Source organism: Roseateles sp. P5_E4, assembly GCF_054049255.1.
Genome location: NZ_JBFUMS010000003.1, coordinates 133,907 through 152,822 on the forward strand (window position 1 = coordinate 133,907; position 18,916 = coordinate 152,822).

16 protein-coding genes and 1 other RNA gene are annotated in these 18,916 nt (G+C 68.6%); 5 read left to right on the forward strand and 12 right to left on the reverse strand.

Annotated features, from left to right (window positions below; all coding sequences use genetic code 11):
- Positions 1 to 3: 3 nt before the first annotated feature.
- Both rnhA and ACXJLH_RS07665 read right to left on the reverse strand, forming a co-directional pair.
- Positions 4 to 492 carry a ribonuclease HI gene (rnhA, locus tag ACXJLH_RS07660; RefSeq protein WP_056198020.1) on the reverse strand — a complete coding sequence of 163 codons (489 nt, stop codon included), beginning with the start codon at positions 490 to 492 and terminating at the stop codon, positions 4 to 6.
- The gene (locus tag ACXJLH_RS07665) at positions 489 to 1,193 is read right to left on the reverse strand and encodes a class I SAM-dependent methyltransferase (RefSeq protein WP_394326323.1); all 705 of its coding nucleotides are present in this window, start codon (positions 1,191 to 1,193) and stop codon (positions 489 to 491) included. The genes rnhA and ACXJLH_RS07665 overlap by 4 nt, the downstream gene beginning before the upstream one ends.
- 51 nt (positions 1,194 to 1,244) lie before the next feature.
- On the opposite strand from ACXJLH_RS07665, the gene gloB reads away from it, so the two are divergent.
- Together gloB and ACXJLH_RS07675 are read left to right on the forward strand one after the other, a co-directional pair.
- Entirely contained in the window at positions 1,245 to 2,030 is a 786-nt protein-coding gene (gene gloB / locus ACXJLH_RS07670; protein ID WP_457443558.1) for a hydroxyacylglutathione hydrolase, read from the forward strand.
- On the forward strand, positions 2,027 to 3,586 hold the full coding sequence (locus tag ACXJLH_RS07675; RefSeq protein WP_056198026.1) for a transglycosylase SLT domain-containing protein: 1,560 nt from the start codon (positions 2,027 to 2,029) through the stop codon (positions 3,584 to 3,586). The genes gloB and ACXJLH_RS07675 overlap by 4 nt, the downstream gene beginning before the upstream one ends.
- Positions 3,587 to 3,594: 8 nt before the next feature.
- Here the strand turns inward: ACXJLH_RS07675 and ACXJLH_RS07680 are convergent, their stop codons facing one another.
- Genes ACXJLH_RS07680 through dnaX form a run of 4 tightly spaced genes read right to left on the reverse strand, consistent with a single transcriptional unit; the run spans position 3,595 to position 6,763 of the window.
- On the reverse strand, positions 3,595 to 3,987 hold the full coding sequence (locus ACXJLH_RS07680) for an MAPEG family protein (protein ID WP_457443300.1): 393 nt from the start codon (positions 3,985 to 3,987) through the stop codon (positions 3,595 to 3,597).
- Between the two features lie 10 nt (positions 3,988 to 3,997).
- A complete protein-coding gene (gene recR / locus ACXJLH_RS07685) occupies positions 3,998 to 4,579 on the reverse strand; it encodes a recombination mediator RecR (protein ID WP_457443302.1) in 582 nt (193 codons plus the stop codon).
- A 7-nt stretch (positions 4,580 to 4,586) separates the two neighbouring features.
- Complete coding sequence (locus tag ACXJLH_RS07690) at positions 4,587 to 4,913, reverse strand: YbaB/EbfC family nucleoid-associated protein (RefSeq protein WP_056198033.1); 327 nt, start codon at positions 4,911 to 4,913, stop codon at positions 4,587 to 4,589.
- Between the two features lie 14 nt (positions 4,914 to 4,927).
- Positions 4,928 to 6,763: a DNA polymerase III subunit gamma/tau gene (gene dnaX / locus ACXJLH_RS07695; protein WP_457443304.1), complete on the reverse strand. Its 1,836-nt coding sequence runs from the start codon at positions 6,761 to 6,763 to the stop codon at positions 4,928 to 4,930.
- A 41-nt stretch (positions 6,764 to 6,804) separates the two neighbouring features.
- Between dnaX and ACXJLH_RS07700 the strand changes: the two genes are divergently transcribed.
- The 3 genes from ACXJLH_RS07700 (at position 6,805) to ffs (ending at position 8,571) form a co-directional block, all read left to right on the forward strand.
- A complete protein-coding gene (locus ACXJLH_RS07700; RefSeq protein WP_457349754.1) occupies positions 6,805 to 7,917 on the forward strand; it encodes an AIR synthase-related protein in 1,113 nt (370 codons plus the stop codon).
- 159 nt (positions 7,918 to 8,076) lie between these two features.
- Entirely contained in the window at positions 8,077 to 8,463 is a 387-nt protein-coding gene (locus tag ACXJLH_RS07705) for a SirB2 family protein (RefSeq protein WP_457393532.1), read from the forward strand.
- A gap of 10 nt (positions 8,464 to 8,473) precedes the next feature.
- An RNA gene (gene ffs / locus ACXJLH_RS07710) (signal recognition particle sRNA small type) lies at positions 8,474 to 8,571 on the forward strand.
- 38 nt (positions 8,572 to 8,609) lie between these two features.
- On the opposite strand, the gene ACXJLH_RS07715 is transcribed toward ffs, so the two are convergent.
- The 6 genes from ACXJLH_RS07715 to hrpA all read right to left on the reverse strand — a co-directional run bounded on the left by ACXJLH_RS07715 (position 8,610) and on the right by hrpA (position 18,895).
- The gene (locus ACXJLH_RS07715; RefSeq protein WP_056198038.1) at positions 8,610 to 9,038 is read right to left on the reverse strand and encodes a hypothetical protein; all 429 of its coding nucleotides are present in this window, start codon (positions 9,036 to 9,038) and stop codon (positions 8,610 to 8,612) included.
- Between the two features lie 49 nt (positions 9,039 to 9,087).
- The gene (locus ACXJLH_RS07720) at positions 9,088 to 10,014 is read right to left on the reverse strand and encodes an OmpA family protein (RefSeq protein WP_056198040.1); all 927 of its coding nucleotides are present in this window, start codon (positions 10,012 to 10,014) and stop codon (positions 9,088 to 9,090) included.
- Between the two features lie 18 nt (positions 10,015 to 10,032).
- Positions 10,033 to 10,401 (reverse strand): DUF4398 domain-containing protein, encoded by a 369-nt coding sequence (locus ACXJLH_RS07725; RefSeq protein ID WP_082532696.1) that lies wholly within the window; start codon positions 10,399 to 10,401, stop codon positions 10,033 to 10,035.
- Between the two features lie 192 nt (positions 10,402 to 10,593).
- Complete coding sequence (locus ACXJLH_RS07730) at positions 10,594 to 12,990, reverse strand: serine/threonine protein kinase (protein ID WP_056198045.1); 2,397 nt, start codon at positions 12,988 to 12,990, stop codon at positions 10,594 to 10,596.
- Between the two features lie 9 nt (positions 12,991 to 12,999).
- Positions 13,000 to 14,775, reverse strand: a complete 1,776-nt coding sequence (locus tag ACXJLH_RS07735) for an HDOD domain-containing protein (RefSeq protein ID WP_457443306.1) — start codon at positions 14,773 to 14,775, stop codon at positions 13,000 to 13,002.
- A gap of 286 nt (positions 14,776 to 15,061) precedes the next feature.
- A complete protein-coding gene (gene hrpA, locus ACXJLH_RS07740) occupies positions 15,062 to 18,895 on the reverse strand; it encodes an ATP-dependent RNA helicase HrpA (RefSeq protein ID WP_457443308.1) in 3,834 nt (1,277 codons plus the stop codon).
- Between the last annotated feature and the right edge of the window lie 21 nt (positions 18,896 to 18,916).

Genomic DNA, 18,916 nt, shown 5'->3' on the forward strand with positions numbered 1-18,916 from the left:
GTCTTAGGTGGCGCGGACTTTACTGAGGGAGGCGACACCCTTGTTTGCGAGCATGTCCGCGCGCTCGTTGCCGGGGTCGCCCGCATGGCCCTTGACCCAGCGCCAGTCGACCGTGTGCAACTTGCGCAGCGCGTCCAGCCGCTGCCAGAGGTCGGCGTTCTTGACCGGCTTGCCGTCGGCCGTCTTCCAGCCACGGCGCTGCCAGTTGATGATCCATTCGGTGATGCCCTTGCGCACGTATTCGCTGTCCAGGTAGACGACGACGTCGCAGCTGCGCTTGAGCGAGGCCAGGGCCTCGATGGGCGCGGTCAGCTCCATGCGGTTGTTGGTCGTCTCGCGCTCGCCGCCGAAGAGCTCCTTGTCGTGGCCGCCGCTGCTCAGCCAGGCACCCCAGCCGCCAGGGCCGGGGTTGCCCTTGCAAGCGCCGTCGGTATAGATGGTGACCTGCGGGCGCTTGATGAGGGTGGTGGGCTTGGGGGTCGGTTCGGTCATTCTTTTTTGTGATGGTTGTTCAGCGCGACGGCGGGCGCCTTTTTTGCCGCTGCACGCGAGTTCTTGGCCAGGCCGATCATGCGCATGCCGTGCACGCGCTTGACCGCCTGGATGAAATAGACGGCGCCCAGCACCGGCCACCAGCGCGAGCCGATGCCGTCGACCCAGCGCCAGCGCTGCAGCCAAGCCTCGGAGCGCAGCGGCGGCCGATAGATGCCGAAGCGCGCCGCCTCGACGTCAAAACTCAGCAGCTTGAGCCAGTCGCGCAGCCGCCAGTAGCCGATGAAGTCGCCATCACGGGGCAGATAGGGCTCGCCGCGGCGCTTGAGGCGGCCGAGATTCTGGCGCAGCCCCCACAGGCTGGCCGGGTTCAAGCCGAATACGATGAGCCGCCCCTCGGGCCGCAGCACGCGCTCGACTTCGCGCAACAAGGCGTGGGCGTCTGGCGCCAGCTCCAGCGCGTGCGGCAGCAGCACGAGGTCGAGGCTGGCGCTTTCGAAAGGTAGCGCGTCAAAATCGCAAAGCAGGTCACGACCGGCCAGCCAGCGGTGGGGCATGCGGTTGGTCTGCAGACCGTTCAGTTCGGGCAGGCCGAGTTGTAAGGCGTGAAACCCGAACAAATCGGTCACGGCTGCGTCGACCTGGGCCTGCTCCCAGGCAAGCAGATGGTGCCCGGGCGGGGTTTGCAGCCAGGCTGTCAAATCTATACTCGGCGCTTTATCTGTCATGGGTTGGCGCCATTGACGCTCAGTTTGACGCTCACGCCGCTTCCTGCATTCGACGACAACTACCTCTGGCTGCTGGACAACGGCCGCGAGGCCCTCGTCGTCGACCCCGGCGACGCCGCGCCGGTGGCTGCGGCGCTGGATGCCCGGGGCCTGACGCTGGCGGGCATTCTATTGACCCACCACCACGGCGATCACGTCGGTGGCGTCGACGCACTGCGGCCGCGCCTGCAAGGCCCCATCTACGGCCCCGTCCACGAGGAGCTGCCTGAGCCAGTACAGCGCCTGCATGGCGGCGATGCGGTCGAGTTGCTCGGCCTCAAGTTCGCCGTCATGGACGTGCCCGGCCACACCGCGGGTCACATCGCCTACTTTGCTGCTGACGTCCCTGGCAGCGAACCCCTGCTCTTCTGCGGCGACACCCTCTTCAGCGCCGGCTGTGGCCGCCTCTTCGAAGGCACGCCGGCGCAGATGCATGCCTCGCTGCAATCCCTGGCCGCGCTGCCGTCCGAGACCCAGGTCTGTTGCGCCCATGAATACACCCTGTCCAACCTGCGCTTTGCGCGCGAGGTGGACCCGGCCAACGCGGCGCTGGCGACCTATGCCGCCTGGTGCGAGGCCGAACGCGCCGCCGGCCGGCCCACGCTGCCCGGCCGCATCGGCAACGAGGTGCGCATCAACCCTTTCCTGCGTTGTACCGAAGCCGCTCTGCGTGAGGCCGCTCGCCGCCACGCCCCCCTCAAACTCCCGGCCGCGCCCAGCCCGGTCGATGTGTTCGCCACCCTGCGCGAATGGAAGAACGGATTCCGATGACCCTGATTCACCGACTCTCTCCCCTGGTGTTGGCTGCCCTGCTTGCCGCCTGCGCCACCACCGCTCCGGTCGATCCCGCCAGCCTCGACACCCCGCCTACCCCACTCCCCGTTGCCGCTGAACCTGCCCCCGCGCCGCTGACGCTCGCGGCACCCGCGCCGGTGCGCGCCATCGCGGCCGAGCTGCTCGAGGACAACCTGCGCCCCGGCGAGAAGGTCGACCTCGACGCGCCGGATGTGAACGCCGACCTCTGGGCCCGCGTGCGCAAGGGCTTCCAGCTGCAGGACCTGGACGACGACTGGGTGCGCAAGGCCGAGGCCTGGTACACCGCGCGCCCCGACTACGTCGAGCGCATGACGACGCGCGGCAGCCGCTACCTCTTCCACATCCTGGACGAAGTCGAGAAGCGCGGCATGCCGGCCGAGCTGGCACTGCTGCCCTTCGTGGAGAGCGCCTTCGTCACGCATGCCGTGTCCACCGCCAAGGCCACCGGCATGTGGCAGTTCATGCCCGCCACCGGGCGCGACTTCGATCTCAAGCAGAACATCTTCCGCGACGACCGACGCGACGTGCTGGCCTCCACCCGCGCCGCGCTGGACTACCTCGGCCGCCTGCACAAGCAGTTCGGTGACTGGCATCTGGCGCTGGCGGCCTACAACTGGGGCCAGGGCAATGTGCAGAAGGCGGTGGCGCGCAATCAAAAGCTCGGCCTGCCGACCGACTACGCCAGCCTGAAGATGCCCGATGAAACGCGCTACTACGTGCCCAAGCTGCAGGCGGTGAAGAACATCGTCTTCGCACCCGATCGCTATGCGCTGACGCTGCCGGTGGTGGCCAACCACCCGTATTTCCTGAGCGTGAAGATCGAGCGCGACATCGACGTGGCCCTGGCCGCCCAGCTTGCCGGCATCACGCTGGAAACCTTCCAGCAGTTCAACCCGCAGATGAACAAGCCGGTCATCCTGGCCGCCGCCACGCCCCAGGTGCTGCTGCCTTATGACCAGGCCAGTGCCTTCGCCGAGAACCTGGCCCGCCACAGCGGCCCGCTCGCGAGCTGGACGGCCTGGGTCGTGCCCAAGACCATGAGCCCGGGCGAGGCCGCCAAGCGTGCCGGCACCAGCGAAGCGCTGCTGCGCGACATCAACAAGATTCCGCCCAAGATGCTCGTGAAGGCCGGTTCGACGCTGCTGGTGCCGCGCGGCGAACACATCGTCGCCGACGTGTCCGAGCGCCTGGCTGACACCGCCGCGCTCAACCTCGCGCCCGACGCGCCGCCGCTGCGCCGCGTGACACACAAGGCCGGCAAGGCTGACACCGTGGCCACCATCGCCGCCCGCTACAAGGTGCGCAGCGAGCAGGTGGCGCAGTGGAACAAGCTGGCCGCCAACGGCCGCCTCAAGCCGGGCCAGGCCGTCGTCGTCTACACCGCCTATTCGCCGGCCAAGGCACCGGTGGCCAAGGCGACGCCCGCCAAGGTCGTGAAGGTGGCCGCCAAGGCGCAGCCCAAGGGCAAGGGCGGCAAGGGCCGCACCGTCGTGGCCGCGGCCACGCCTTGAGCCTTGTTTCAGCGAACGAGGAACAGTGCGACGCAGGCCGCCAGGCCTGCAGCCCACACCAGTGAGCGCAGCGAGGCGCGGTCCGCCACATAGAGGCCAATGAAGGCCAGGCGCGCAGCGACGAATCCCACGGCCAGCGCATCCACGCTGCCCTGCGCGGCCTGGTGCTGATGGGCGACAAAGAGGCCGGCGACGAAGATGGGCAGGGCCTCCCAGCTGTTGGCCTGGGCCGCGTTGGCCCGCGCCTGCCAGCCGTCGAGCTTGGCCAGCCATTCGCGCGGCTGGTTGTTGTCGAAACCGCCATCACGCCTGCGCTTGCCGAAGTCCTTGGACTTGGCCAGGAATGTGCAGCCCAGGGGCAGCAGGCAGGCGACGAGCAGGCAGAGTTGGGCAATCGTCATCCGGGCTTCCTCAGCGTCGATCAGTCAAGGCATGAGCTATGGTGCCCAGGTCCACGTATTCGAGCTCACTGCCAACCGGCACGCCGCGCGCAAGCCGCGTCGACTTGATGCTCCGGGCGCGCAGCGCCTCGGCCAGTACATGGGCCGTGGCCTCGCCCTCGGCGGTGAAGCTGGTGGCGAGGATGACTTCCTCGACACCTTCCTCGCTCGCCCGCGCCAGCAATTCGGCCGCGCCGATCTGGCGCGTGCCCACACCATCGAGCGGCGACAGCCGCCCCAGCAGCACGAAGTAGTAGCCGCGATAGGACGCGGTGCGCTCCAGCGCGGCCTGGTCGGCCGGCGTCTCGACGACGCACAGCAGCCGTGCGTCGCGCTCGGCATCCGCGCAGACGCTGCAGATCGGCGTTTCGCTGAAGGTATGGCAACGCTCGCAATGCTTGATGTGCTCGCCTGCCGCCGTCAGCGCGTCGGCCAGGCGCGGCATGGCCAGCCGGTCATGCTGCAGCAGGTGGTAGGCCATGCGCTGGGCCGACTTCTGGCCCACGCCGGGCAGGCGCTTGAGCGCCTCGATGAGGGTCTCGAGCGCGGTCAAGTCGAGATCAAAACGGGAACTTCATGCCGGGGGGCATCGGCATGCCTTGCGTCAGCTTGCCCATCTTCTCGGAGCTGGTCGCCTCGGCGCGGCGGGCTGCGTCGTTGAAGGCGGCGGCGACGAGGTCTTCCAGCATGTCCTTGTCATCGGCCAGCAGGCTGGGGTCGATGGTCACGCGGCGAACCTCGTGCTTGCAGGTCATCAGCACCTTCACGAGCCCGGCGCCACTCTGGCCCTCGACCTCGATGTTGGCGAGTTCGTCCTGCGCCTTCTTCAGGTTGTCTTGCATCGCCTGGGCTTGCTTCATCAAGCCGGCGAGTTGGCCTTTCATCATGATCGTGTCCTTGTCTATGGAGTGAGAGTCAGCGGCTGCACGGAGCCCGGCAGGATGCGCGCCGACGGGAATTGGGAAAGCAGTGTGCGCGTCATCGGATGCTGGGCAGCCAGATCCTCGGCCGCGCGCTGCTGGGCCTCGGCGCGGGCGACCGTGCGCAGGGCAATGGAGTCTTCGGCCACGCCGGCCTCGATGTCGAGCCTGGCCTCGAGGGCCGACTCGAGCTTGGCAATCAGGGCCGGCGCGCGCAGGGATTCACGCTCGACGCGCAGCGTCCAGACCTCGCGGCCATCGACACTCGCGCAGCCCAGCGCCTGAGCCTGGCGAGCCAGCTCGCCCGTCATGCCGACGAGGTTGAGGGCCGCGATGCGCTCGGCCCATTGCGCGCCTTCGGGTGTCTCGCGCAGTTCGGAGCGGCGCGGCGCCTCGGGCTCGCGGGCAGCGGCGGTCGACACGGGCGCGTCATCGGCTTCCATCCACGGCGGCGGCGCATCGTCGGGCGGCGGGCCATCCATGTCGTCATCGGCCTGCGCCTCGACTTCGACCGGGCGCGGGCGCAGTCGGTCGCTGAGCCTGGGGGCTGCCGGCTCGGCCACCACGGGCGCCGCGACCACCGGGACCGGCGCGACAACCTTGGGCACCGCCACCGGCGCCGGTGGCGCCACCTTGGGCAGCGGCACGGCGACAACCGCCTTGGCCACTGCCGCCGGCCTCACCAGGGCCGCGGCCTTGATGGGCTTGGGGCTCGTGCCGGCCGGCCGGAAGGCCAGCATGCGCAGCAGCACCATCAACAGACCCGCATATTCGTCTGGCGCCAGATGCAGCTCGGCGCGGCCATGCAGGGCCATGCTGTACATCAGCTGGATCTCGTCGACCGGCAAGGCAGCAGCCAGGCGGCGGATCTCGGCGGTCTCGTTGTCGGCGTCGTCCAGCGCGGTGGGCGCGGCCTGGGCCAGAGCCATCTGCTGGAACAGCGTGGCCAGGTCCTCCAGCGTGCCGGCGGCCGACAGGCCCGCGCCACGCAGCGCATCGGCCTGGGCCACGACGGCCTCACCGCTCGCCGCAGCCAGCGCATCCACGATGGCGACGACATGGCCGCGATCCACGCTGCCCAGCATCTGGCGCACGCCGGCTTCAGTCAGCGCCCCCGCGCCGAAGGCGATGGCCTGGTCGGTCAACGACAGCCCGTCGCGCATCGAGCCGCGAGCCGCACGCGACAGCAGGCGCAGCGCGCCCGGTTCGGCCGGTACGCTCTCCGCGCCCAGCACATTGCCCAGGTGCATCTGCACGTCCGCCGCCGCCATGGGCCGCAAGTTGAACTGCAGGCAGCGCGACAGCACGGTGACCGGCACCTTCTGCGGATCGGTCGTCGCCAGCACGAACTTCAAGTAGTCGGGCGGCTCCTCCAGCGTCTTCAGCATCGCGTTGAAGGCAGTGTTCGAGAGCATGTGCACTTCGTCGATCATGTAGACCTTGAAGCGCCCGACGACCGGCTTGTAGACGGCCTGGTCGAGCAGTTGCGAGATCTCTTCGACACCGCGGTTGGAGGCCGCGTCCAGCTCGACGTAGTCGACGAAGCGACCCGAATCGATATCCCGGCAGGCATGGCAGACGCCGCAGGGCTGGGCCGTGATGCCGCCTGTGCCGTCCGGCCCGGTGCAATTGAGGCTCTTGGCGAGGATGCGCGACACCGTCGTCTTGCCGACGCCGCGGGTGCCGGTGAACAGATAGGCGTGGTGCAGGCGCCCCTGCGTCAAGGCATTGGCGAGGGCCTGCACGACGTGCTCCTGCCCGACGAGCTGCTCGAAACTCTGCGGACGGTATTTGCGGGCCAGGACCTGATAACTCATGACGGTCATTCTATGAGTGGCCCTCCGTCGATAATTGCGGGATGACCTCCCCCGCAGCACCCCTCACCTACGATCAGGCCGGCGTCAACTACGACCTGATCGACCCGCTGAAGATCACAGCCCAGCGCGCCGCCGCCGCCACGGCCTCCCACCTGGCCGGCCATGGCTTCACCGAGGTCAAGGCCTCGCGTGGCGAGTCGGCCTATGTCGTCGACGTGGGGCCCTTCTATTTGGCCTCCATCGTCGAATGCCTGGGCACCAAGACCCTGGTGGCCGACGAGATGGCCAAGCTGACGGGCAAGAGTTTCTTCGCCGGCATCGCCCAGGACACCATCGCCATGGCCGTCAACGACCTGATCACCGTCGGCGCCACGCCGCTGGTCGTGCAGGCCTACTGGGCCGCCGGCGGCAGCGACTGGTTCGGCGACGCCCAGCGCGCCCAGGCCCTGGTGGCCGGCTGGAAGGCCGCCTGCGACACCTGCCAGGTCGCCTGGGGTGGCGGCGAGACGCCGGCCCTGGCCGGCATCGTCGAGGACGGCCGCATCGACCTGGCCGCCTCCTGCACCGGCCTCATCAACCCCAAGGAGCGCCTGTCGGTCGGCGACAAGCTGGGCGCCGGCGATGCCATCGTGCTGCTGGCCTCCAGCGGCATCCATGCCAATGGCCTGAGCCTGGCGCGCAAGCTGGCCGAGCGCCTGCCCCAGGGCTATCTGACCGAGATCGAGCCGGGCGTCAGCTACGGCGAGGCCCTGCTGGCGCCGACGGCCCTGTATTCGCCCGTCACCGAAGCGCTGTGGAAGGCCGGCATCGCGCCGCACTACTGCGCCAACATCACCGGCCACGGCTGGCGCAAGCTGCTGCGCCACCCGAGCCAGCTGACCTACCGCATCCACACCGTGCCGCCCAAGACGACGGTGCTGGACTTCATCCAGAAGCAGGCCGGGCAGGACGACCGCGAGGCCTATTCGACGCTGAACATGGGCGCGGGCTTCGCCATCTTCGTCAAGGCCGAGGACGCCGAGCGCACTGCGCAGGTGGCGCGCGACTGCGGCATTGAGGCCTGGGTGGCCGGCACGGTGGAAGCGGGCGAGAAGCAACTGCTGATCGAGCCGCTGGACATCCGCTTCAGCGAAGACGACTTACACCTGCGCTGATATGTGGTGTGACGCTCCACGGGCCGAGCGCTGGGCCGCTCCCGAGCCGGCCCGCCATGGCGATGTGCTTGCGGCTCGATGCCGCAAGCATCGCCGTCCCCTCGGGGGACCGACCGGGGTCGCCCGCGTTCAGCGCGGCGAGACCGGGCGAGGGGCTCCATGAGTTGGTATTACACGCAGATGATTCAGTGGCATGTGCTGCTGGCCTGGTGCAGCGTGGGCCTGTTCTTCGTGCGCGGCCTGCTGGTCCAGTTCGGCAACCCACAGCTGCAGGGTTTCGCCAAGGACGCCCGCCTGCTGGTGCTCGTCTTCGGCGTGAATGCCTGCCTCGTCGTCACGGGCCTGAGCCTGTGGGGTTCCATCGGCTACCACCCCATCCGCGACTGGTGGCTGGGCGCGAAGCTCATCGCGCTCGTGGGCTACATGATCTGCGGCCACTGGGCCATGAGCCAGGCGCGCCTGCATCTGTTGGGCTATCTCACCGCACTGGCCCTGCTGACCCTCGCGATGGACCTTTCGATCAACCGGCAATTTCTCCCCGGTTAGAATCTCGCTCGACGGGCCTCCCCGCATGGAAGCGCGCCCAACCGGGTCAGGTGGGGAACCAAGCAGCCCTAAGCGTTGCAACCAGTGCCGGGGGTAAGGCTCGTCACCCTCCCCCAGTCTTCATTGCGTTCCGATCAACCCGGCGATCAACCCGGATTTTTTGGGGTTTCGACGGTCCGCACGGTCAGCGTCGTCATCTGGCCGCCGGCCTCCACGCTGCCCACAACCTGGCCTTCGCGCACGCGGCGTTCGCACATCTCGCGATCTTCCATGGTGGGCTGAGCCTGGCAGCGTTTGAGCGCATTCGCCGCCCACTGCTCAGGACGGTCGCCTGGCGAGATCAGCTTGCCCTGGCGCGCCTGGGCATAGGCCGCGCCGGCCTCGCGCAGGCAGACGTCACGCGGCTGGTTGGTCTGGCCGGTCATGCAGTTGGCCCGTTCGCGCTCGTACTGCAGGCGCTGAGGGTCGACGTTCTTGGCCCGGGGCGCTGCCTGGGCGATGCCGCCAATGGCCATGAGGCCGGCGGCCAGCCAGGCGGTGGCCAGGCGACATCGTGAGCTGTGGTACTGGGTCATCTCAATCTCCTGTGATGCGTGATGACAGCGATGTGGCGCAATGTGGCGATCAGCCACGCGCGCGGACCGGCTGGTTATCGTTAGAGATGTAAACCTCGACGCGGCGGTTCATTGCGCGGTCGGACGTGCTTGAGTTGCTGGCCACCGGGTAGGCCTCGCCATAGCCGCGGGTCGCGACACGGGTTGGGTCGACACCCTGGGCGCGCAGCGCTTCGGCCACGGCCTGCGAGCGGCGCTGCGACAGCGTCAGGTTGGCCGAGTCGCTGCCGACGCTGTCGGTGAAGCCCTCGATCAGCACGCGGCGGTCGGGATGCTGGGTCAGGTAGTGGGCCAGCTTGGCGATGGACGTCTGCGCGGCAGGCTTGATCTCGGCGCGACCGAATTCGAACAGCACGTCGCCCAGCGTGACCAGCATGCCGCGGTCGGTCTGGCGGGCCTGCAGATCGGCCAGCTCCTGCGCGAGTGCGGCAGCCTGGGCCTGGGCCTGGGCGGCGTCCACGTTAGCGGCGGCCGCCTGCTGGCGAGCGGCGTTGGCGTCGGCATTGGCATTGGCGGCTGCGATCTGAGCGTTGGCGGCCTGGTTCTGAGCAACGTTGGCGCGGTTGGCATTGGCGTCGGCGCGGGCGCGTTCGCGGTCGGCCTCGGCGGACTTGATGGCCTCTTCTTCCGTGGCAGCGCGGCCGATAGCCATCGCCGTGCGTGCCTGGGTCGATGCGACATAGGCCGCGGAGTCGATGTCAGCGGGCGACTCGCGCTTGGCACTCAGCTCTTCGGCTCGGCGCAGCGAATCAGCGGCCTTCTTGGCGTCCAGCGAGGCGTACTTCAGCACGGCCGGGTCAGCCTCGGCGCTGCGCACATTGGAGCGTGCCTGTTGCAGGGCGGGCGTGACGGTGGGGGCGCTGGCACAGCCCGCGAACAGGGCGGTTGCAGCGGCCAGGGCGGTCAGTGTCGAAACAAATCGAGTAGGGGAAGTCATGGCAATCCTTTCAATGAATCAGGAACGGTTCAGCTGCGCCCGCAACTGCTGGATGCTTTCGCGCACCTCTGCCAGCGCGCGGCTGGAGCGGGCGGTGCGGGCGGTCGCCTGGGCCAGGGCCGCATCGGCCGCGGCTTCATCGGCCAGATGGCGGGCCGCCACATAGTCCTTGCGGGCCATGGCGACGTTGGCACGGGCCAACTTGTCGCGGGCCGTGGACAGCTCCGCGGGTGCTTCGGCGGCATTGCCGCTGGCCTGGTCGACAGCGGAATTGGCCACCGCCATCTGCTCCTTCGGGGCGTCGCCCGTCGTGGCACATGCGGCCAGGGCAGCAGCGGCAAGCACCGCCAACGCGACCCCTCGGCCATTCATCGAATGGTGATTCATACGAACTCCTGTTGTTTGACATACCCGGCGTTCGAGCATCGCCACCCGCCGGTTCGGGTTCTCTCAGGATGCCTAACGAGTATTCGCGACGGAGGGCCCGGCCCCAGTCGGAGGGCCGGTGCGGCACCGGTCAGCGTGGGGCCTCAAGCGGTGTGGGATTTGCCCTACAGCGGCGTTAGGGCCGCACGCGCCTCAGCCAGTGGCTTGGCGGAAGGCCATCACGGCCTGGTTGCGCAGGGTGCGCAGCAAGGAGAGTTCCTTCTCGCCCAGTTGCACGGCGCCGGCCAGAGCGTGGTCGGCGTAGATCAGCCCCAGGGGCGAACCCTTCAGCATGAGCGGCAGCAGCAGGAAGCTCTGCGCCTGCAATTCGCCACGGAACCAGCTCGGCAGCCGCGGGGCGATGTTGGCGGCACGCGCATCCTGGATCAGCGTGTCGGCGCCCTTCAGGCAGACGGCGGCGAACAGGTCCAGCGGCTGGGCCGTCAGGTCGATGCGCAGCAGCGGCGCAAGGCGCTCCACATCGGCGCCCACGCCGAGCCGCCCGGTGAGGGCCTGGCCGCGCGCATCGCGCAGGCAGAACAGGACACGTCGAAAGCCCAGCGCGCGATAGATGGTCTCCAGGATCATGCGCAGCACGGCATTGAGCTGGAACTGCTCGACCATCGCGTCGGTGATGTCCTGCACGCCGGCGGCCAACAACTGCGTGGCCTGATCGGCGGGCGAAACCGCGCGCTGGTCCTGGGTGCGCTCCAGCACCTGGGTGGGCGCGAGTTCGTGCGCTGTCAGCGAGTCGTGCGCCGAGGGCGTCAACGGCGCGAGCAAGCGCTGCGCACGCGAGTCCTTGGGCAGGTGCAGCTCCAGCGCCTCGGTCATCTGCGCGAGGTGCTGGCGCGCCGTGTCCGCGGCCTTCTCGAAGGTTTCTGCGCTGAGCCCCAGGGCGCGCGAATGGCGCTGGGCCATGGCACGCAGCTTGGCGTGCGCCTGCTCGGGCGGCGTGTTCAGGATCAGGTCGGCCATGTCGTTGCTGGCGCGGGCCAGCCAGCGCTGGCGCTCGGTACCGTCTTCCAGCAGGCGCTGCGGCGCCTCGCCCACCGGGCGGCGCATAGCGCGCTGCAGGCTGTCGGGCAGGCCCCATTGCCGGGCCACACCCAGGCCCAGGGCCTCGTAGCTCATGCCCAGCACCTGAGCCGACGCGGCGGCCTCGCTGATGGCGGGCTGGCCGTCCTCAGTCGGGCTGACGAGGCGGCGCACGGCGTCGGCCTCTTCGGGAAAATAGAACTCGGTCAGCGAGCGGCCGAGGTGATGGAACATCGCGCCGAGAAAGGCCTCCTCGGCCTCACGCGGGTTGGGGCAGAGTTCGCGCGCCAGCGACGCCGCCATCAGCGAGCGCAGATAGTCCTCGCGCAGCCGCTTGGCGTGGCCCTTGTTCTCCATGCGCTCCAGCAGCACCAGGCTCAGCGCCAGGTTGCGGATGCCGGCAAAGCCGATCAGGGCCACCGCGCGCGACACCGTGCTGATGCCACCACCACCGGCGTGCCGGTATTGGGCCGTGTTGACCAGGCGCAGCAGCTTCTGCGTCAGCGCCACGTCCTTCAGGATCTCGTTGGACAGGCTGGCCAGGCTTTCGTTCTCGGACTGCGTCAGGCGCTGGATGCGTTGAATGGCGTCGGACAGCGCCGGGAAGTCGCTCTTGTGGCGCATGCGGCGTAGCAGAAAGTCCAGCACCGGCGCGTCCTGGGCCTCGGCGTCGGGCTCGGCGACAGGGCGCAGCCAGGCGGCCAGTGCGTCGCGCAGCAGGGCCGCACTCGGCCAACGCGCCGATGGCTCGCGCGCCAGGCCGCGCTGCACGATGGCGCGCAAGGCGTCATCCACGCTGCTGTCCAGGCCCGAGGGCAGCATGAGGTCGGTGGTCTGCACGCGCTGGATGGTGCGCCAGGGATCGGGATCGTGATTGAGACGCTGGCCGCTCAGCATCTCGGCCAGCATGATGGCCGCCGCGAACACGTCCATCTGCGGATGCGGTGGCGCACCGCGCGCGGCCTCGGGTGAGATATAGCCCGGCGTACCGACGATGCGTGACGGTGCGTTGGTGTCGGTCGAAACCCGCGCCGCGATGCCGAAGTCCATCACGCGCGGCCGCCCGCGAGCGTCGAGCAGGATGTTGCTGGGCTTGAGGTCGCGGTGCACGAGGCCGGCGGCGTGCGCTGCGGTGAGGCCGTCCAGGATGCCCAGCATGAGGGTGACGGCCTCGGCCGCCGTCGGGCGGGGGCCGGCGCGCAGGCGCTGGCTGAGCGTGCCGCCGGACACGTATTCGAAGACGAGGTAGGAGCGCCCACCCTGGGCGTCGGCCTCGAAGACCGGCACGATGTTCGGGTGGGTCAGCCGGCTGACGGCGCGGGCCTCGTGCAGCCACTCGTCGAGGGTGCCGGGCTCGCTGGAATCGGCAAATTGGGCCTTCAGCAGCTTGACGGCGACCTCGCGGTCCAGCAACGGGTCGTGGGCCAGCCAGACCGTGGCCTGCGCGCCCTCGCCCAGGCGCTGCAGCAGACGGAAGCGACCGAGTTGGGGGGGCAGGTCGTCGTCGGCCATGAATCCAGCTCAGGAGCCGCCGCGGGCGGACAGACGTTCGCGCAGCGAGGACGACGGCGCGCCATCGTCGGCCGGCGCGGTCGCAGGCGGCTTGTGCGCGCCCGGGTTCAAGGCTTCCATGACCTCGCGCAGGCCGACACCCAGCGCCTTGGCATAGCGCCGCGTCGCGGCTTCCAGCGCCGGGCGGCGGCGCGCCTCGGGCAGGCCGAGGGCGTCGATCAGTTCGTTGGCAAAGCTGCAGGTCAGGCGGATGGCATCGGCATCGCTGCGCGCCGGATGCACAGCGCCGTCCAGCGGCTGGCGGCGGATCATCTGCAGCAACTCGTCACCCAGGCCCCAGTGCCGCGCCACCGCGGCGCCCATGGCGTCCAGGTCGCAGCCCAGCACGGCGTAGGCCGCCGCCTGCTCGCTCATCGCGGGCGGGTTGGGCTGCTCTTCGGTGGGCTCGGGCGGCACCATCAGCTGGCGGATCTGCTGGGCGTCATCCGGGAAGTGGTATTGCAGCAGCAGGCGGCCCAGGTTCTGCATGACCGTGATCAGGTGCACGACCTCACCGTCATAGCCCGCCGGGCGCAGCGCCTGCGCGACCAGGGCAGCCTTGGTGACGCGAGCCATCAGCTGGCGCAGCATCTCGGCAGCCATCGGCGCCAGCGGCCCCGGCCAGGGCTTGAGCGCGTTGGCCGCGAGCTGCACGCCGTCCAGGCCCAGCATCTGGATGGCGCGCTGCATGTTCAGCACCGTTTCGCCGTGGTGGCCGCTCTGCCTGAGCGCGTTGTTCACGCGGCGCACCAGCTCCAGGCTCAGGGCCATGTCCTTCAGCACGAATTCGGACAGCGCACTGGCATGCTGAGACTCCAGGCCTGAACCGCCCGTGAAGCGGTGCAAGCCGGTCATCGTCGTCGGCAGGTGGCCGATGCGCTGCAGCTTGTCCATCAGCAATGCGACGGGGCCGCCGCTGTCGTGCGCGGCCGAGGTGCGCCAGCCGTCCAGTGCACGCCAGAAGCTGCGCGCCAGGTGGTAGCGCTGGCGCAACTGGCGCTCGGTCGCCCGGTTGCAGATGGCGCGCAGCGGGTCGGCGATGGGGTGAGGCGTCTCCCAGCCCAGGCGCACCATTTCACGCCCGAGGGGCTGCATCTGCTGCACGACGTGCTGCAGGTCGTTCTCCTCCAGCACGGGCTTGCCGCTGAGGATGCGGTTGAGCAGCAGACCGACACAGAGCACGTCCTCCTCGGCCGACTCGCGCACCGCACGGCGCGTCACGGCGTTGAAATCCACCGTGGCCGGGAAGACCTCCTGCGCGACTTCCAGGCCAATGAGGCGCACCTTGTCGCCGGCGTCGATGACGAGGCTGGCGGTCTGGATGTCGCGGTGGGCGTGGCCGGCCTCATGGGCGAAGGCCAGGCCTTCGAGCAACTGGGCAATCCAGCCGGCCGCGTCGATGGGCAGGGGCGCGTTCTGGCGCGCCAGGCGCTCGTCCAGCGTCTCGCCCAGGGCGCGGTCGTAGGCCACATAAGGCCAGTTCTCGATCTGGCCGATCTCGAACGGACGTGCCAGGTTGGGGTGCTGCACCCGCTCGGCACCTTGGGCCATGCGCAGCCAATGCTCCAGCGCGGCCGCGCTGTTGGGCTTGTCACGCGGCATGCAGAGCATCAGCTCCTGGCCATGGCGGGGGTCGAAGACGCCCCAGATCAGGCTGCGGGCGCTCTTGGACAGCAACGCGCGCAGCTCAAAGCGGCCAAAGCTCTTCGGCGGTGGGGCGGCGGGGCTGGAACTGGAATCAGGCACGGCAGACGTGGGTGGGCTGTAACAGATGGTTTCCCTGCATTGGACTCCAGGCCAGGAGGGTCCAGCTTGCAGGCAAGCGTCGAAATGCGACGGAATTCCCTGGCAGTCCAGGTCTTGCGTGTATCAGCTCACATCTTGGCCCGGATCGTGTCCGTTTTACACCGGCATTGCGCCTGATGCGTAGGCCGTCGCCGCAATCCGGCTTCAGGCTGTGAGCTGACTCCAGACTTTGTGGCTGCGACATAACTTGCCTGCGGCAAGTGAGTCTGCGCCGCAAGGTTCGATCTCAGTCTGTCAGCTGAGACCAAACCTTGTCCAGCCTCTTCACGCTGACGGGCTGCGGCGTGCGCAGTTCCTGCGCGAACAGGCTCACCCGCAGTTCCTCCAGTTGCCAGCGGAAGTCGTCGAGCCTCGCGTCGCGAACACCCTTCAGCTCTGCCATGCGGCGCGTGTAGCGCTGCTCCAGCGGCTTGACCTCGCTCATCAGTTTGGCGTCGCGGTCCGGGTCGGCGCGCAGCTTGTCCAAGCGCGCGGTGATGGCCTTCAGGTAGCGCGGCAGGTGCTGCAGCTGGGCCCAGGGCGTGTCCAGCGCAAAGCGCTTGGGCACCAGGCGCTGCAACTGCGCAGTGATGTCATCGCCGACATCCTTGGCTGGGCGCGAGTCCTTCAGCTTGCGCGACGCATTGGCGAGCTCCTGCAGCACGGCATGCGCAGCGCGGGCCACTTCCTGCGCAATGAGATTCAGGCGGCTGCGGCCTTCTTCAATGCGCTTCTTGAAGCTGATCGGATCGGTCGGCAGAGGGTCGGCCAGGAAGGCGCGGTCCAGGGCCACGCCGATGATCTGGTCACGCAGGTCCTCGGCCGTACCCAGGCCCATGTAGAGCACGGACATGCGTTGCAGGTCGGGAATGTTCTTTTCCAGGAACTTCAAAGGTTCCTTGAGCTGCAGTGCGATCAGCCGGCGCAGGCCGGCGCGGTGCTTCGCGGCAGCGACCTCGGGTTCGTCGAAGACCTCGATCTCGACGTGGGCGCCCTTGTCGATCAGCGCCGGGAAGCCGATCAGCGTCTGGCCACCCTTGCGGACTTCAAGCAGCTCGGGCAGCTCGCCGAAAGTCCAGTCCGTATAGGCCTGAGCGGCATCGCGCACGGGTGCCGCGGGCTTGACGATCTCGGCGCGGATGCCGCGTTCGGGTTGCGGCTTCGGAGCAGGTTCCGCGGCGGGTAGCTTCAATGCCGCCAGCGCCTGGAAGGCCGACCTCGCCTGCCCGCCCAGCTCCGCCTTTAGCGCCGCCAGTTGGCGGCCCTGACCGAGCTGCCGGCCATGCTCGTCGACGACGCGGAAGTTCATGAACAGGTGGGGTGCCAATTGCTCCAGCTTGAAGTCGTTGCGCTGCACGGCGATCTGGCTGCGGTCCTTCACGGCCCTGAGCAGCGTGTCCACCAGTCCACCCTGGCAGAACGGCTGCAGCTCGATGAACTCGGCGACGAAATCCGGCAGCGGCGTCAGCCGCGCGCGCGGTTTCTGGTGCAGGCTCTTCAGCAGCGCCGTCACCTTTTGCGCCAGCATGCCCGGCACCAGCCATTCGGCGCGTTCCTCGCTGACCTGGTTGAGCGCAAAGATGGGCACGGTCACCGTCAGGCCGTCGCGGGCGTCGCCGGGCTGGTGCAGATAGGTCGCCGCGCAGTCCACGCCGCCCAGGCGGATGACCTTGGGGAAGGCCTCGCTCGTGACGCCCGCCGCCTCGTGGCGCATCAGCTCGTCCTGGCTGAGCTGCAGCAGCTTGTCGTCGCTCTTGCTGGCCTCGCGCCACCACTTCAGCAGCGTCGCGCCGGAGAACACGTTCGCCGGCAGCTTGTCGTCGTAGAAGGCGTAGATCAGCTCGTCGTCCACCAGCACGTCCTGGCGGCGTGACTTGTGCTCCAGCGCTTCGACCTTGGCGATCTGGCGGCGGTTGTGGGCCAGGAAGGGCAGTTGCCGCACCAGCTCATCCGGCAGGTCGTCGTTGACAAGGCCCTCGCGGATGAAGATTTCCCGCGCGGCCTTGGGGTCCACGCGGCCGAAGTTCACGCGCTTGTTGCTGTACAGCACGATGCCGTAGAGCGTCGCGCGCTCGAGCGCCACGACCTCGGCAGCCTTCTTCTCCCAGTGCGGCTCCAGCAGCTGGGTCTTGATCAGATGGCCGGCGATGGGCGGCAGCCATTGCGGCTCGATGTTGGCGATGCCGCGGCCGTACAGCCGCGAGGTGTCGACCAGCTCGGCGGCCACGATCCAGCGGCCCGGCTTCTTGCTCAGGTGGGCGCCGGGGTGGCGGTAGAACTTGATGCCGCGCGCGCCGAGATACCAGTCCTCGTCGTCGCTTTTCTGGCCGATGTTGCCGAGCAGCCCGGCCAGCATGGACAGGTGCAGCTGCTCGTAGGTGGCGGGGCTCTGGTTCAGCCGCCAGCCGTGCTCGGCAATGACGGTGTGGAGCTGCGAGTAGACGTCGCGCCACTCGCGCACGCGGCGCGGCGAGATGAAGTTCTCGCGCAGCAGCTGCTCATGGCGGCGGTTGCTGAGCTTGTGCTCGGTGCCGCCACCCTTCGATTCCTCCAGCCACTTCCACAACTTCAGATAGCCACTGAACTCGCTCTTTTCGTCGTCGAACTTCTTGTGCTTTTCGTCCGCGGCCTGGGCGGCTTCCATCGGCCGGTCGCGCACGTCCTGGCCGCTGAGCGCCGACGCGATGACCAGCACCTCGGACAGCGCCTCGCGGTTCTTGGCCTCCAGGATCATGCGGCCCACGCGCGGGTCCAGCGGCAGGCGCGACAGTTCCTTGCCCAGCGGTGTCAGCTCGTTGTTGTCGTCGGTGGCGCCCAGCTCCGCCAGCAGCTGATAGCCGTCGGCAATCGCCTTAGGGCGCGGCGGCTCCAGGAAGGGGAAGCGCTCGACCTCGCCCAGGTGCAGCGCCTTCATGCGCAGAATGACGCCGGCCAGGCTGCTGCGCAGGATCTCGGGGTCGGTGAACTTGGGCCGCTCGTTGAATTCCTTCTCGCTGTACAGGCGAATGCAGATGCCGTTGGACACGCGGCCGCAGCGGCCCGCGCGCTGATTCGAAGCCGCCTGACTGACCGGCTCGATCAGCAACTGCTCGACCTTGTTGCGGTAGCTGTAGCGCTTCACCCGCGCCAGGCCAGGGTCGATGACATAGCGGATGCCAGGCACCGTCAGCGAGGTTTCGGCCACATTGGTGGCCAGCACGATGCGGCGCTGGCCATGCGGCTCGAAGACCTTGTCCTGCTCGGCCTGCGACAGCCGCGCGAACAGCGGCAGCACCTCCACCCCCGGCGGGTGGTGCTTGCGCAGCGCCTCGGCCGCCTCGCGGATCTCGCGCTCGCCGGGCAGGAAGACCAGCACGTCGCCGCCGCCCTCGCGCCACAGTTCGTCCACCGCGTCGGTGATCGCGTTGTTCAGGTCGTACTCGCGGCTTTCCTCGAAGGGCCGGTAGCGCTGCTCGACCGGGAATAGTCGCCCCGACACCGTCAGCACCGGCGCGGGACCTTTGCTCGACTCGAAATGCCGCGCAAACCGGTCCGCGTCAATGGTGGCCGACGTGACGACGATCTTCAGGTCGGGCCGGCGCGGCAATAGCTCACGCAGATAGCCGAGCAGGAAGTCGATGTTGAGGCTGCGCTCGTGGGCCTCGTCGATGATGAGGGTGTCGTAGGCGCGCAGCAGCGGGTCGCTCTGCGTCTCGGCCAGCAGGATGCCGTCCGTCATCAGCTTGACCGATGCGGTCTTGGTGAGGCGATCCTGGAAGCGGACCTTGTAGCCCACCACGTCGCCCAGCGGCGTCTTCAGCTCCTCGGCGATGCGCTTGGCCACGCTGCTGGCGGCGATGCGCCGCGGCTGGGTGTGGCCGATCAGGCCGCCGCCGTTGATGCGCCCACGGCCCATCGCCAGCGCGATCTTGGGCAGCTGGGTGGTCTTGCCGGAGCCGGTCTCGCCGCAGACGATGACGACCTGGTGCTCGGCCATCGCAGCCGCGATTTCATCGCGCCGCGCAGAGACCGGCAGGGATTCAGGGAATGAAATGGAGAGAGCCGGCTTCACGGGCCGGCTCTCGGGATTCGGAGCTGTCATTGCGGCGGGATTGTCCCGCAA

What these genes read in the sequence shown, in the direction of transcription:
- ACXJLH_RS07690 (WP_056198033.1), bottom strand. Translation starts at nt 4,913, where the DNA reads ATGATGAAAGGCCAACTCGCCGGCTTGATGAAGCAAGCCCAGGCGATG.
- ACXJLH_RS07720 (WP_056198040.1), bottom strand. Translation starts at nt 10,014, where the DNA reads ATGACTTCCCCTACTCGATTTGTTTCGACACTGACCGCCCTGGCCGCT.
- ACXJLH_RS07705 (WP_457393532.1), top strand. Translation starts at nt 8,077, where the DNA reads ATGAGTTGGTATTACACGCAGATGATTCAGTGGCATGTGCTGCTGGCC.
- hrpA (WP_457443308.1), bottom strand. Translation starts at nt 18,895, where the DNA reads ATGACAGCTCCGAATCCCGAGAGCCGGCCCGTGAAGCCGGCTCTCTCC.
- rnhA (WP_056198020.1), bottom strand. Translation starts at nt 492, where the DNA reads ATGACCGAACCGACCCCCAAGCCCACCACCCTCATCAAGCGCCCGCAG.
- ACXJLH_RS07700 (WP_457349754.1), top strand. Translation starts at nt 6,805, where the DNA reads ATGACCTCCCCCGCAGCACCCCTCACCTACGATCAGGCCGGCGTCAAC.
- dnaX (WP_457443304.1), bottom strand. Translation starts at nt 6,763, where the DNA reads ATGAGTTATCAGGTCCTGGCCCGCAAATACCGTCCGCAGAGTTTCGAG.
- ACXJLH_RS07725 (WP_082532696.1), bottom strand. Translation starts at nt 10,401, where the DNA reads ATGAATCACCATTCGATGAATGGCCGAGGGGTCGCGTTGGCGGTGCTT.
- ACXJLH_RS07715 (WP_056198038.1), bottom strand. Translation starts at nt 9,038, where the DNA reads ATGACCCAGTACCACAGCTCACGATGTCGCCTGGCCACCGCCTGGCTG.
- ACXJLH_RS07730 (WP_056198045.1), bottom strand. Translation starts at nt 12,990, where the DNA reads ATGGCCGACGACGACCTGCCCCCCCAACTCGGTCGCTTCCGTCTGCTG.
- ACXJLH_RS07680 (WP_457443300.1), bottom strand. Translation starts at nt 3,987, where the DNA reads ATGACGATTGCCCAACTCTGCCTGCTCGTCGCCTGCCTGCTGCCCCTG.
- ACXJLH_RS07675 (WP_056198026.1), top strand. Translation starts at nt 2,027, where the DNA reads ATGACCCTGATTCACCGACTCTCTCCCCTGGTGTTGGCTGCCCTGCTT.